This is a genomic window from Staphylococcus succinus (assembly GCF_029024945.1).
Taxonomy (GTDB): domain Bacteria; phylum Bacillota; class Bacilli; order Staphylococcales; family Staphylococcaceae; genus Staphylococcus; species Staphylococcus succinus.
Map to the genome: position 1 here is coordinate 1,883,682 of NZ_CP118976.1, position 13,981 is coordinate 1,897,662.

Consider the following 13,981-nt stretch of genomic DNA (forward strand, 5'->3'; position numbering starts at 1 on the left):
TATGTAATTTTACAGATGAATTACATCTATAAACTGTAATATTTGAAGAAATATAAAATAATCAACTTGGTATCAATTAGGCGTTATCACGCTTTAAACACACTTTTTATAAAAATTTAGACATTTAATAAGATTAATTTTATATTACAAAACGGTAAAAAATACTACACTCCTTCTTTAGTCGTATTATAATTACGGATAAATATATGTATAAAGGGGCAGTTTAATGACTACTAAAAAGTTTAATTACAAGGTACCTTCCATTGCAGCACTTACATTAGCAGGTACAGCTTTGACAACTCATCACGCGCAAGCAGCAGACGATATACAAGATCAGTCTAAAAATAAAAATGTTTTAGATGATGAGCACACGCTTAAACAAAGTCAAGACATTAAATCTGAAGTGAGTAAACCAACTACCAACATTTCGGGTACACAAGCTTATAAAGACCCTTCCCAAGTACAACTATCAAATCAAGAAAGCAACTCAAATTACGATGCACATTTAGATGAATTGAATAGTGAAACTTCTGATCAAACTTCAAATGATGATACATATAATGAAGAAAATCAGAATACTGAAGAAAATACCGGTACTACTCAAGACACTGAGCAATCTCAAGTTGAAGATGATGGGAATCATTCTGAAACTTCACAACAACAAGATTCTGACGATGTTGCTGTTGCTGACACTTCTGATACTGATACTGACAGCACTCAAAATACTGAGCAATCTCAAGTTGAAGATGATGGGAATCATTCTGAAACTTCACAACAACAAGATTCTGACGATGTTGCTGTTGCTGACACTTCTGATTCAGATGCTGGCAGCATTCAAGACACTGAGCAATCACAAGTTGAAGATAATGGGAATCATTCTGAAACTTCACAGCAACAAGATTCTGACGATGTTGCTGTTGCTGACACTTCTGATTCAGATGCTGAAAACACTCAAGATACTGAGCAATCTCAAGTTGACGATAATGGGAAGAAAGATGCTCAAACTACTTCCACTACTCAAGATAGCACAGTAACGAAACGAGATGATGTATCACAACAAGATCAACAGTCTGAAAATGTTAAAGATACTGCTTCTCAAGACGTAGCTGAAGATACTAAAGAAGATGAAAAGTCTCAAGACGACATCGATACTAATGATGACGCCGAAGCTAAGTCTGACGATGTTTCACAACAAGATCAACAATCTAAAGACGCTAAAGATACTGACTCTCAAGACGTAGCTGAAGATACTAAAAAAGAGGAAAATTCTCAAGACGACATCGATACTAATGATGACGCCGAAGCTAAGTCTGATGATATTTCACAACAAGATCAACAGTCTAAAGACGCTAAAGATACTACTTCTAATTCTGATGCAGCTCATGCTCAAGATGACAGTAATCAAACTCAAAAAGACACTGACTCTCAAAACGTAGCTGAAGATACTAAAGAAGATGAAAAGTCTCAAGACGACATCGATACTAATGATGACGCCGAAGCTAAGTCTGATGATGTTTCACAACAAGATCAACAGTCTAAAGACGTTAAAGATACTGCTTCTAATTCTGATGCAGCTCATACTCAAGATGACAGTAATCAAACTCAAAAAGACACTGACTCTCAAAACGTAGCTGAAGATACTAAAGAAGAGGAAAAGCCTCAAGACGACATCGATACTAATGATGACGCCGAAGCTAAGTCTGACGATGTTTCACAACAAGATCAACAGTCTGTTGCAGAAAAAGAGGATGCAACAGTAACTACAAAAGAACAGAATGATACAGATGATAGTACGCCTAAAACTGCGGCTCTAGCATCAAATACGTATAGTGCACAAAGCGCACCTAAATTAAGAACAGCTACGTACAGTGCTAATAATACTAATATGCAACGTTCTACAGCAGTTAAAGAAGCAACAACAACTAACACCCTAGCAAAATATACACCTAAAGTGAATTCATCTATTAATAACTACATCCGTAAAAATAACTTTAAAGCGCCAAATTATGAAGAAGATATCGCTAGCTATTTGCCAAAATATAATTATCGTTATGGCGCACCTGAAGGAATTGTGTTGCATGATACTGCAAATGATAACTCAACTATTACTGGTGAAATTAATTACATGAAGAATAATTATAATAGTGCTTTTGTTCATGCCTACGTTGATGGTAATAGAATCATCGAAACAGCTGACACAGATTATCTTGCTTGGGGAGCTGGACCAGCTGCAAACGATCGCTTTATCCACGTTGAATTAGTGCATACGCATGATTATGAATCCTTTGCTCGTTCAATCAATAATTATGCAGACTATGCAGCAACTAATTTAAACTATTATGGACTTGCACCTAATAGCGCTGAATATGATGGCGCTGGAACAGTATGGACTCACCAAGCTGTTAGCAATTACTTAGGTGGCTCAGATCATAGTGATCCACATGGTTATTTAGCTGCACATAATTATAGTTACGATGAGCTATATGACCTTATTTATGAAAAATATTTAATTAAAACGGGTCAAGCAGCTGCTTGGGGAGATACAACGACTACCCCACCCAAAACGGGAACAGTATCCGTTAAATCTAATAATGGAGTAGCACGTATCAATAGTAAAAATGATGGTTTATACACTACTGTTTATGATCAAAACGGTAAAAAGACAGATAAAACAAACCAAACTTTAAAAGTTACAAAATCAGCTTCACTTGATAATGAAAATTTCTATTTAGTCTCTGACTATAATAAAGGAAACTTAATCGGTTGGGTTCACAAAGATGATGTTGCTTATAATACCGCTAAATCAGTAGCCAAAATCGACAAAACATACAAAATCAAATCTGGAGAAACCCTTTACAGCGTACCTTGGGGAACAAGTGCTCAAAAAGTTGGTACTGTTTCTGGCAAATCAACACAAACTTTTAAAGCAACAAAACAACAACAAATAGGTAAAACAAATTATATCTACGGCACTGTTAACAAGCTATCTGGCTGGGTAAGTTTGAGTAAATTAGAAGGTTCAAATACTACGCCATCAACAGATACAGATAAATTAACTGTAACTAACTTAACAAATCAACAAGGTACTGTTGCTCAATCTAACCATGGTGTATATACATCTGTTTATGACAAACAAGGTGTACAAAAATCATATGTAAATGGTAAAACTTATAAACTAAGTAAAAAAGCTAGCTTGGGTACTAACGATTTCTACTTAATTACAGACAATAAAACAAATACGAACCTAGGTTGGATGCAATCTGGTGATATTAAAGTTAAAGCGCCTGCAGCAGATAAATTAACTGTAACGAATTTAACAAATCAACAAGGTACTGTTGCTCAATCTAACCATGGTGTATATACATCTGTTTATGACAAACAAGGTGTACAAAAGTCATATGTAAATGGTAAAACTTATAAACTAAGTAAAAAAGCTAGCTTGGGTACTAACGATTTCTACTTAATTACAGACAATAAAACAAATACGAACCTAGGTTGGATGCAATCTGGTGATATTAAAGTTAAAGAAACTGCTACATTAGCTCCAACAAATAAAACTGTATCTGTTAGTAAGGTCGGCCAATTATCTAATACAAACTCTGGTGTTAAAGCTACCGTATATGATGAAAAAGGCAAAGATGCATCTAAACTATCTGGACGTACTTACACTGTAACTAAGCAACGTACACAAGGCGACAACACTTATGTTCTTATTCAAAACACACAAAAAAACACCCCTATTGGTTGGGTAAATACGAAAGATATCAATACTCGTAATTTAAGTAAAACAACAGCTAAAAATGGTCAATACACTATTAAAGCAACTAACAACGGTTTATATGCAGTACCTTGGGGTACTAAAGCACAACAGTTAGATTCATTAAAAAATACGAGAAACAGTAAATTCAACGCTTCTAAATCTGTTTTTGTTGATAAGGACGAATATCTCTATGGTATTGTAAACAACAAAACCGGTTGGATTTCTGCTAAAGATTTAAATACATTACAAGAAGTCAATGGAACTCAATCAAATCAAACGGCTAACGCAACAAACACTTCTGTTACACCAGAAAAATTTGATTACGTGATATATAATGCAGACGGTAGTTACTATACTAATCCTAATTCATCTGAAGCTGCTGGTTCACTCACAGATTTCTATGAAGGTATTTTCTCTGTCTATGAAAAACAAGTCATTAATGGTGTAACTTGGTATCATGGAAAATTAGAGAATGGTGAAGTAGTTTGGATTAAAGAGAGCGATTTAATTGCAGAATTAGTAAAATATTATGAATCTGGTTTGACATTGGATGAAGCGGCAGCACTTCAAAAAGGCTTACCAACCAAACCACAAATTCAACATACGCCAGGAAAATGGGAAGATGCTAATGCTACTGAAATCAAAAATGCAATGGATTCAAATAAACTAGCTAATGATCCTACACAAAAATACCAATTCTTACGTTTAGATAAATCTCAAAACATTTCTGCTGATGATTTAAATAAACTTTTAGTTGGTAAAGGTATATTAGAAGGCCAAGGCGAAGCTTTCAGTGAAGCTGCTAAAACGAATAATATAAATGAAGTATATTTAATCTCTCATGCTCTATTAGAAACTGGTAACGGTACTTCTACATTAGCTAATGGTGGAGATGTAATTAACGATGAAGTTGTCACAGATAAACAAACTAAATATTATAATATGTTTGGTATCGGAGCAGTTGATCGTGACCCAATTAAACAAGGTTTCATTACTGCTAAAAATAACGGCTGGGATTCTGTTAAAAAGGCAATCATAGGTGGTGCAGGATTTATCGCAGATTCATATATTAATAAAGGACAAAATACTCTTTATAAAATGCGTTGGAATCCTGAAAATCCAGGTGTACATCAATATGCAACGGATGTAGCATGGGCAAGCCATAATGCGACACGAATTAAGAATTTCTATGATTCAATGGGTAAACTAGGTAAATACTTTGATATTAACACTTATAAAATGTAATCATTACGTAGACGATGTCATTTGAATTAAATGAATACTAAATTTCTATAATAAAAGGGTAGTTGCTATTATAATTTAATAGCAACTACCCTTTCTTATGTTATGAGCAGTCAACGCTCAAACTTTTTACGTTTACAACTAAATATATCACAATACTATTATTAATAGATGTCATTTAAAAACGATTATTGAAAATATGGCTGATGTACGTTTAATTTATGTAGCAACTCGTTTAAACGCTCAATATCCTCTGAAGTTAAGTTTTGACACCGTGCTTCTATTAAAGCTACTCTAATTTCATTAATTTGTTGGACAAGCACTTTTGTCTTTTCAGTAACCATTAAATCATTACATCTTAAATCTCTATTTGATTGTTTACTTGTTATATAACCCATTTGGCTTAATTTCTTAATCCAACGTGATACAATCGACTGTTCTTTATTTATTTTCATGGTTAAATCATATTGCGATAAAGTTTCATAATGATATAAAATCCTCAACATTTCTAACTGTTCTGAAGTTAAATCAGCGCGTTGTCCAAATCTTCTACTTACTAAATTTAAATCGTTACCTGTTAGAGTAATTAATTGTTCTAGTTGTTTATACATGTTGATTCATCTCCACTATCTTTTCTGTTGTTGTCGACAATTAAAATTAATTATTTTATATGTTATTATTATAATATTACCTAAGATAATATACAATAATTAACTACAATTCACCCTATTTCATTGCATTACCCCTATGATTTATAATAAATTAGTATTAGTGAATATAAATTATATTCCGTTTTCATAAAAGGAGAAACATAATGACACATTTAAAGGAAAGAGATTACTTTTTCGACAACGCTAAAGCCTTTTTGATTTTTCTTGTTGTCTTGGGTCATATCATGCAACCTTATACAGGCTCGAGTAAACATTTAGCCGCGTTGTATTTAACAATATTTAGTTTCCATATGCCGGGATTTTTATTTATATCAGGCTATTTTGCTAAAAAGGCAGGCCAAGCTGGTTATTTAGAAAAAGTATCTAAAAAATTATTAATACCATACGTAATATTTTTTGGTTTTTTCTCATTTTATTACTATTTTACTGGCAAAGAAGATAGTGTTCAATTTGATCCGTTTGACCCAGTATTTGCCTTATGGTTCTTACTCACATTATTCTTTTTCCATGTAATATTAGTAATCGTTAAAGACTATAAACCTTATTTTGTACTGCCAATCGCGATCATCTTTTCATTATTCGCTGGCTATTCTACAAATATAGATAATTATTTAAGTTTTTCAAGAACGATTATGTTCTTCCCTATTTTTTATATAGGTTACTTATTTAATAGTCACCACATAAAAATGTTGAAAAATAAAAAGTTTATACCAATTTCTATTATCGTTTTAGTTATCTTTTATGTTATATATTCAATTCATCCCATTAATTCAGACTGGTTATTTGGTGATTCTCCATATATGACATTAGAAGGGAAACAAAGCTTTTATAGTCCTTTAAAGAGATTGTTACTTTACTTTATTATTTTAGTTACATTACTTTCTTTCTTGAATTTAATACCTGAAAAAGAGAAATTCTTTACTTATATAGGAAGAAGGACCATGCATGTTTATTTATTACATGGGCTGTTCATAGGTATATTACGTGGTTTTAAAATATATCCATTTAGAGATGAAATTACAATATTCACTTATATTTACCTTATTGTTTTATCCTGTTTAATTGTTTATGTTTTATCTACACGCTTTGTATCAAAATGGACAAATCCCATTATAAATTTGCAACCTCCTTCTAAATTCAAAGAATAAATTACACTTTTACCGAATTGTATTCTTTTTAAATATGGTATGATAGATATAATTTGATGTATTACATCATCATACATATTTAATGCAATTCGGTATTTTTATTTTTGAGGTGAAAAATTAAATGAAACTTACATTAAACAACAATTCGAAATTTTTAAGCGCACCAAGCATACGTCAATTTTCAAATCGTATGAAAAATATTGATGATTGCATCAATCTAACTATTGGTCAACCAGACTTTCCAATGCCAGATGTGGTAAAGAATGCATATATCAATGCAATTAAAGAAGATAAAACGAGTTATTCTCACAATAAAGGGTTAATTGAGACAAGAAATGCTGTCAGTCTGTATTTTGAGCAGCGCTATGGCTTTAAATATTCATCTGAGGAAATTATTATTACAAATGGTGCCAGTGAAGCACTAGACACTGCTTTAAGAAGTATCATTAATCAAGGCGATGAAATATTAATTCCTGGACCAGTTTATGCTGGATATATTCCTCTGATTAAAACCTTAGGCGGCATTCCTGTATATATAGATACTACTGTGACGGACTATAAAGTTACACCTGATGCTATAGAAGCTCATATAACTTCAAAAACTAAAGCAATACTACTCAACTATCCAACTAACCCTACCGGCGTTACATTAGCTTACAATGAAGTTTATGACCTTACAGAAATGTTGAAAACTAAAGAAATATTCATCATAAGTGATGAAATATATGCAGAAAATACTTTTTCTGGACAACATACTTCTTTTGCTCAGTTTGATAGTATACGAGATCAACTTTTACTTGTTGGTGGTCTTAGCAAATCACACTCAGCAACTGGTATACGTATCGGCTTTTTAATTGGCGCTGAGTATTTAATAGAGAAATTAACTTTTATGCATGCTTATAATTGCATTTGTGCCAATGTACCCGCACAAATTGCTTGTATTGCTGCCTTAAATGAAGGATTAGAAGCACCTCAATATATGAATGAAGCTTATATTGAACGTCGTGACTATTTAATCGAGAAATTAGAAGCATTGGGCTTTGAGTTAGATGCTAAACCTGAAGGGGCATTTTATATTTTCCCTAATATCAAGAAATTTACAGACAATGATTTTGATTTCTGCGTAGATGTACTTGAAAAGGCACATGTAGCCATGGTTCCTGGTTCATCCTTTACCGACATTGGCAAAGGACATATCCGTATTTCATATGCTTATGAACTTGATGCTTTAAAAGAAGGTATGCGTCGATTAGAGCACTATATCAACAAATACTACAATCTGTAAATAAACACTATTAATGATTAAATAATACAAAAACACCGATTAAATACGTTAAAATAACAATTTAACGTTTAATCGGTGTTTTTTATTAAACCACTTTATGTATGAGTTCAACATTAACTTATACTATATGTATTCACTGCACAAAGATAGCTATTATATATTATTTTAGCCTTAAATGTATTACCTCATAATATACCCTCATATGATCTAACATTAGTTGAATAGCATACTTTATTACTCACTTAATTCTTGTTCTTTACTATAAATATTTTTATCTGCAAATTTCTTTAAAATTTGATAATACGCTATAGAATCATCTTGCTCCATATCAAATTGTTGTAGTACATCTTCCGAAATTTGACTAAAATTCTTTTTCAGATTTAATCCCTTTTCTGTTAATTGGACTTTAACTCTACGTTCATCATCTTCTGCTCTAATACGATTTATAAGCTCTTTTTTCTCTAAACGCTTTATGATAGGACTGATTGTACCAGAGTCTAAATAAAGTTCTTCGCATAAAGTCTTTATAAATATTGGTTTTTCATTTTCGATATATAACAAAACGATGTAATTAGGAAAACTTATATCATATTGTTTCAAATATCTATTGAATCGATTTACAACTTCCTTGCTTGTAATATAAAACAAGTAGCTTAGCTCTTTTTTCATTTGGTCATAAACATTTGATGTCATTATTTCCCCTCGATCCTTTTATTATAATATTAATATACGTTTTAAATTAAGTCAAATACAATAATAAATAATAAAAGAGGTGTAAAACTACAAAAGATACTATTTATATTATTACTAAAAGGGAAATTATATATTTTATTCGATTGTTTTACTACTTTTAATTTCAAAAAAATAAAATGAAATCTTTAAAGATTTCATTTTAGCTTATTAGCCGTTCCTAAGACTTTGAGGCAGTCATTCTCGCCTATTATGCCACGACAAACGCCTTATCCATTTTCCTTTAGCTAATATTTTTCGATAAAGTATTATAAATTATTTCTATAAATATTATAAACGTCGATTTATTCTGTAAGGCACCATGAAATACCCTAAAAGCTACTATGATTTAACAAAAAAACAAACCAAACGCTATTTATACGCTTGGTTTGTTGTTGTTCTAAGACTATGGGAATTTAGGGAATTGGTCAAAATCAGGATCACGTTTTTCTTTAAACGCATCGCGTCCTTCTTTTGCCTCGTCAGTTGTGTAATAAAGTAATGTAGCGTCTCCAGCCATTTGTTGAAGGCCAGCTAAACCATCTGTATCAGCATTCATTGCAGCTTTTAAGAATCTTAAAGCTGTAGGAGAATGTTCCATCATTTCCTTACACCATTGCACTGTCTCATCTTCAATTTGATCTAATGGTACTACAGTATTCACTAAGCCCATATCTAATGCTTCTTGTGCATTATATTGACGACATAAGTACCAAATTTCACGTGCTTTTTTATGTCCTACTATACGTGCTAAGTAGCCTGAACCGTAACCCGCATCAAATGAACCAACTTTTGGTCCAGTTTGACCGAATATAGCGTTATCTGCAGCAATAGTTAAGTCACATACTACATTTAATACGTTTCCGCCTCCAACTGCATAGCCTCTTACCATAGCTATAACTGGTTTAGGAATAACACGGATTAGTCTTTGTAAATCTAAGACGTTTAAACGAGGAATTTGGTCCTCACCCACATAACCACCATGGCCACGTACTTTTTGATCTCCACCAGAACAGAATGCTTTATCGCCTTCACCAGTCAATACAATAACTGATACGCGTTGATCATCACGTGCTCTTGAAAATGCATCTATCATTTCTTGTACTGTTTTTGGTGTAAATGCGTTACGTACTTCTGGACGATTAATCGTCACTTTCGCAATACCTTCGAAAAATTCATATTTAATTTCATCATATTCTCTAATTGTTTCCCACTGTCTAGTCATTTTGCTCCTCCTTATGAATAAAACCTATTACTATTCTATCAAATTCTTTAGCATCTTCCACGTGAATTGTGTGACCACTATTTGATATTTCATGTAATTCTACCTTTTTAATTAATGATTCAAGTCGCTTACCAACTTTACTAAATTTAGCGTCTAAATCCCCTACCATAATACATGTTGGTAGGTCTATGTTGGCTACTTCTGGCCATAAGTTAGGCATGTTTCCTGTACCATAATCACGTAGTGCTTTAGCTAAACGCTCTGGGTCTTGACGTAATCTCATATCGCGAATGCCTTTTCTCGTTTCTTTATCCAAATCATATTGGGTATAGAACAAAGGTAATTTCTCCCAGTCATTTACAAATATATCTAACCCTGCTATTTCTAATACTTTCGCACGTGCATAATCAATTTGTTGTCTCTCTATCTTTACATCTTGTTCTTCTATACCCGGTGAAGTACTTTCCAATATAAGACCATTCAATTTAATGTTACCATAAATGGCATAATGTAAAGCAACTCTTCCTCCCATAGAATAACCATGTAAAAAAAGTTGATATGTTGTTAAAGCTTCTAACGTCTCATCTAATTGTTGATTTATAAATGTAAAGTTCCACGTTTCGTTCATATCTGACATATCTTGGCCATGACCAGGTAAATCTATTGTAACAATATTCATTTCTTCGCTTAAATTATTAATATGATGATCAAAAGCTTGTTGGTCACTAATAAAGCCATGGAGCATCACTAATAATTTTGGTGTTTCAATCTTAGCTTGATGAAATCTATAATGTAACATTTATAATATCACTCAACTTTTTATATAATTTCAGATGTTGTTTTCTATTATCTTCGCGATGTGTCATAATTTCATAAATATGGGCACCAAATTTTGATAACTCAGTATACTTAAACGATTCAATAGATTCAAAACGATCAAATGCAAAATCATACAGTAATGCTGTATGTTCAAAATTCAAGCCTGTCGGCGTACCAAACAGCCTTTCAAAATATGATTCGGCTGCTTCTTTTTGAGGTAAATAAGAGAAAATACCCCCGCCATCGTTGTTTAATAAAATGATATTCAAGTTAATATCATTCAATTTAGACATCAACAAACCATTCATATCATGATAAAATGCTAAATCACCAATAAGCAAAGTAATATTTTTATGTACTGCCATGCCTAATGCAGTAGAAACCACACCATCTATACCATTAGCACCTCTGTTTGCATAAACCTCCGCTTCACAATCCATAAACAGATTGTCTACATCTCGTATTGGCATACTATTACTTACAAACAAAGCATCTTGAGAAGTTAATTTATCTAACACATTACTGACATAAACCGCTTCATCTGTAGCCGTTCTTAAATAATCTTTAACCTCAGCTTGCGCGTGTTTTTCTAATGATTGCCATTTTTGTAACCACTGCTTACGTTCCACAGTTGTCGCATCAGAAAGTTGTCTAAAGAAATCATTTGCTGACAACTCATATGAAACATGAGGTGGTATTGGAAATGCATCAGGATAGTCATTATTCTGTACTAAGATTTGAAATGCATCTGTCGCTTTTAGCCATTGATTTAATTTCTTTGATATTACCGGTTTACCAACGCGAATAATAAAATCAACTTCTACCTCTAATCCAGCTCTATATAATAAATCATATGTCGTGATTACATTTGGATGATGCTCTCGTCTCAATTGACTTAAAGGATCGGCCAAGATAGGCATGTCATGTATAGTTGCAAATGTTAAGATTTGATCTACATCTTGATGTTGCATATCGCCAACTATGATGATGCCTTTGCGTTTATTAACTATTGAACTAATTTCATTTAAACTTGTCGTCTTTTGATAATGTGGTAATATTTTTGTTTCTGAAGTTAGCCATTCAACTTTTTCAACATCTGGTGTTAATGGTTCTCTAAAAGGTAAATTAAAATGTATAGGCCCTCTATGTGGCCCATATAAGTATTGGCTTGCTTTTTGTAATTGAAATTTCACAGTACTCGTCATATAATCTTCATCATCATTGCCTTCTGCAATCGGAAAATCAAATTGATATTGTACAAAATTAGCAAACATATTATTTTGATTGATTGCTTGAGGTGCACCTATCCCTCTTAATTCGTGAGGACGATCACTAGTTAATACCACTAATGGCAGATGACTTAACTGACTTTCAGAAATAGCTGGGGTGTAATTCGCAGCAGCGCTTCCCGAAGTACATAGTATAGCAACTGGGCGTTCGCTTCCTTTCATCAAACCCATAGCGAAAAATGCGGCACTTCGTTCATCTGGATGAATCCAAGACTTCATTTTAGGGTGTGCTTCAATCGCTATGGCCATTGGTGTAGAGCGTGATCCTGGACTGATTACTACTTCTCTTACCCCATAAGCATATAATTCCGAAACAAATGTAAATACTTGTTTTGTTAATGCATGTATATGGTTACTCATATTTCTCGACTCCTAAAGCCTTCATCATAGGTCTAAATTTAACTGCTGTCTCTTCAACTTCACTATCTGCATCAGAATCGCTAACAATACCACAACCAGCAAATAATGTTGCTTGATTTTTCTTAATAAGCATGGATCTGATTGCAACGATAAATTCACAATTATCATACATATCTATATATCCAACAGGTGCACCATAAAGCCCACGTGTTCCGAACTCATTTTGCTCAATATACTCAATCGCTTCTTCTTTAGGATAGCCACCTAATGCAGGTGTTGGATGAAGATTATCTAATAAGCCAATATAGTATTCATCAGTTAACTGCCCTTTAATTTTCGTATACAAATGGTATAAATGATCATTTGTTAAAATTTGAGGTTCCTTATTGAAAGTAATATTTTCAACATAGGGTTCAATATCACTCAAAATACTATCAACAACAAAACGATGCTCATTTAAATTCTTTTCATCATTTAAAAAAGCATTAATGTTCTCATGATCAATTTCTTCTTGATGCGTTCGCTTAATTGTCCCAGCCACTGCTTTCGTAGATAAAACTTCATTATTCACTTCCATAAGCTGTTCAGGCGTTTGTGAAAAGAACACACTATCTTGTGATTCTAATACAAATAAATAACTGTTATGTTCACCTTGAGTTGCTTGTTTAAGGATATATGGAATATTGATGTTTTTATCAAATTGAATCATTCTTTTTCTAGCAAGTACAATTTTTTTATTTTCATCTAAAATTTCAATTGTATCTTTAACTAAATCACGCCATTCATCTTTATAAATATCTTCGATTCGTTTTATCTCTCCCATTTGAATGTCCGGATGGACACCTTCTTGGGTTAACTTATCTATAATCGCTAAAAATGCTTCGATTTCAAATTCGTCTGATTTTACAGTATAAGTAATATATGTGTTCCCATGCTCCATAGTTACTAATACTTCTGGTAAAATAAAGTGATTAATACCAAATTCGCGCCACTCATCTCCAGATTTGTGCGTAGAAAATTGAAAACCACCACATACCTTTAAGTGATGACGTTCTGAGTTTGGATGAATTAAATCAATATCACTTTTATATTTTTGCCATTCTCTGAAAATAGATTGTTTATTTTCAAAATCATTTTTAAATCTTTTAATAGCATGATAGCCAAAGAATGAAGTTTCGTTGTCATTTTTTTTGAAATAAAAACGGTCGCCTGCAAAATCTTCTGTAATATGAAATAATACAGAAGGATCTAATTCATAATTTAATTTTGTTTCTACAGAAACCCAAGTATGTTTACTTTCGTATACCGCTTCGACAATTTCACTTTCCTTGACGTCTAAAGTCATCTATTTCACTTCTTTCATTTATCAGATTACACTCATTACAATATTGTACCACTTTTCACAATATGTGTACGGAATCTAGCTTAATTCATTTGTACAATCTATAAGCTA

At 32.6% G+C, this 13,981-nt stretch carries 9 protein-coding genes; 3 read left to right on the forward strand and 6 right to left on the reverse strand.

Annotation, left to right across the window (positions count from 1 at the left end):
* Positions 1 to 226 precede the first annotated feature (226 nt).
* Positions 227 to 5,005, forward strand: coding sequence for a GW dipeptide domain-containing protein (locus PYW31_RS09145; protein ID WP_046836064.1), 4,779 nt, complete (start codon positions 227 to 229; stop codon positions 5,003 to 5,005).
* 185 nt (positions 5,006 to 5,190) lie between these two features.
* Here PYW31_RS09145 and PYW31_RS09150 read toward each other — a convergent pair whose 3' ends face one another.
* Positions 5,191 to 5,613: a MarR family transcriptional regulator gene (locus PYW31_RS09150; RefSeq protein WP_046836063.1), complete on the reverse strand. Its 423-nt coding sequence runs from the start codon at positions 5,611 to 5,613 to the stop codon at positions 5,191 to 5,193.
* A gap of 203 nt (positions 5,614 to 5,816) precedes the next feature.
* On the opposite strand from PYW31_RS09150, the gene PYW31_RS09155 reads away from it, so the two are divergent.
* Complete coding sequence (locus tag PYW31_RS09155) at positions 5,817 to 6,821, forward strand: acyltransferase family protein (RefSeq protein ID WP_046836062.1); 1,005 nt, start codon at positions 5,817 to 5,819, stop codon at positions 6,819 to 6,821.
* A 121-nt stretch (positions 6,822 to 6,942) separates the two neighbouring features.
* Positions 6,943 to 8,106: an aminotransferase class I/II-fold pyridoxal phosphate-dependent enzyme gene (locus PYW31_RS09160; RefSeq protein ID WP_046836061.1), complete on the forward strand. Its 1,164-nt coding sequence runs from the start codon at positions 6,943 to 6,945 to the stop codon at positions 8,104 to 8,106.
* 234 nt (positions 8,107 to 8,340) lie between these two features.
* Here the strand turns inward: PYW31_RS09160 and PYW31_RS09165 are convergent, their stop codons facing one another.
* From PYW31_RS09165 to PYW31_RS09185, 5 genes are all read right to left on the reverse strand, one after another.
* Positions 8,341 to 8,799, reverse strand: a complete 459-nt coding sequence (locus PYW31_RS09165; protein ID WP_046836060.1) for a MarR family winged helix-turn-helix transcriptional regulator — start codon at positions 8,797 to 8,799, stop codon at positions 8,341 to 8,343.
* Between the two features lie 442 nt (positions 8,800 to 9,241).
* Positions 9,242 to 10,060: a 1,4-dihydroxy-2-naphthoyl-CoA synthase gene (gene menB / locus PYW31_RS09170; protein WP_046836059.1), complete on the reverse strand. Its 819-nt coding sequence runs from the start codon at positions 10,058 to 10,060 to the stop codon at positions 9,242 to 9,244.
* On the reverse strand, positions 10,053 to 10,859 hold the full coding sequence (menH, locus tag PYW31_RS09175; RefSeq protein ID WP_046836058.1) for a 2-succinyl-6-hydroxy-2,4-cyclohexadiene-1-carboxylate synthase: 807 nt from the start codon (positions 10,857 to 10,859) through the stop codon (positions 10,053 to 10,055). Before menH ends, menB begins: the two co-directional genes overlap by 8 nt.
* Positions 10,846 to 12,528, reverse strand: coding sequence for a 2-succinyl-5-enolpyruvyl-6-hydroxy-3-cyclohexene-1-carboxylic-acid synthase (gene menD, locus PYW31_RS09180; RefSeq protein ID WP_063410196.1), 1,683 nt, complete (start codon positions 12,526 to 12,528; stop codon positions 10,846 to 10,848). Before menD ends, menH begins: the two co-directional genes overlap by 14 nt.
* On the reverse strand, positions 12,521 to 13,873 hold the full coding sequence (locus PYW31_RS09185) for an isochorismate synthase (protein ID WP_046838114.1): 1,353 nt from the start codon (positions 13,871 to 13,873) through the stop codon (positions 12,521 to 12,523). The genes menD and PYW31_RS09185 overlap by 8 nt, the downstream gene beginning before the upstream one ends.
* Positions 13,874 to 13,981 lie beyond the last annotated feature (108 nt).

Bases quoted from the DNA above. Each gene is read 5' to 3' on its own strand.
- PYW31_RS09145 (WP_046836064.1), top strand. From the start codon at position 227: ATGACTACTAAAAAGTTTAATTACAAGGTACCTTCCATTGCAGCACTT.
- PYW31_RS09150 (WP_046836063.1), bottom strand. From the start codon at position 5,613: ATGTATAAACAACTAGAACAATTAATTACTCTAACAGGTAACGATTTA.
- PYW31_RS09155 (WP_046836062.1), top strand. From the start codon at position 5,817: ATGACACATTTAAAGGAAAGAGATTACTTTTTCGACAACGCTAAAGCC.
- PYW31_RS09160 (WP_046836061.1), top strand. From the start codon at position 6,943: ATGAAACTTACATTAAACAACAATTCGAAATTTTTAAGCGCACCAAGC.
- PYW31_RS09165 (WP_046836060.1), bottom strand. From the start codon at position 8,799: ATGACATCAAATGTTTATGACCAAATGAAAAAAGAGCTAAGCTACTTG.
- menB (WP_046836059.1), bottom strand. From the start codon at position 10,060: ATGACTAGACAGTGGGAAACAATTAGAGAATATGATGAAATTAAATAT.
- menH (WP_046836058.1), bottom strand. From the start codon at position 10,859: ATGTTACATTATAGATTTCATCAAGCTAAGATTGAAACACCAAAATTA.
- menD (WP_063410196.1), bottom strand. From the start codon at position 12,528: ATGAGTAACCATATACATGCATTAACAAAACAAGTATTTACATTTGTT.
- PYW31_RS09185 (WP_046838114.1), bottom strand. From the start codon at position 13,873: ATGACTTTAGACGTCAAGGAAAGTGAAATTGTCGAAGCGGTATACGAA.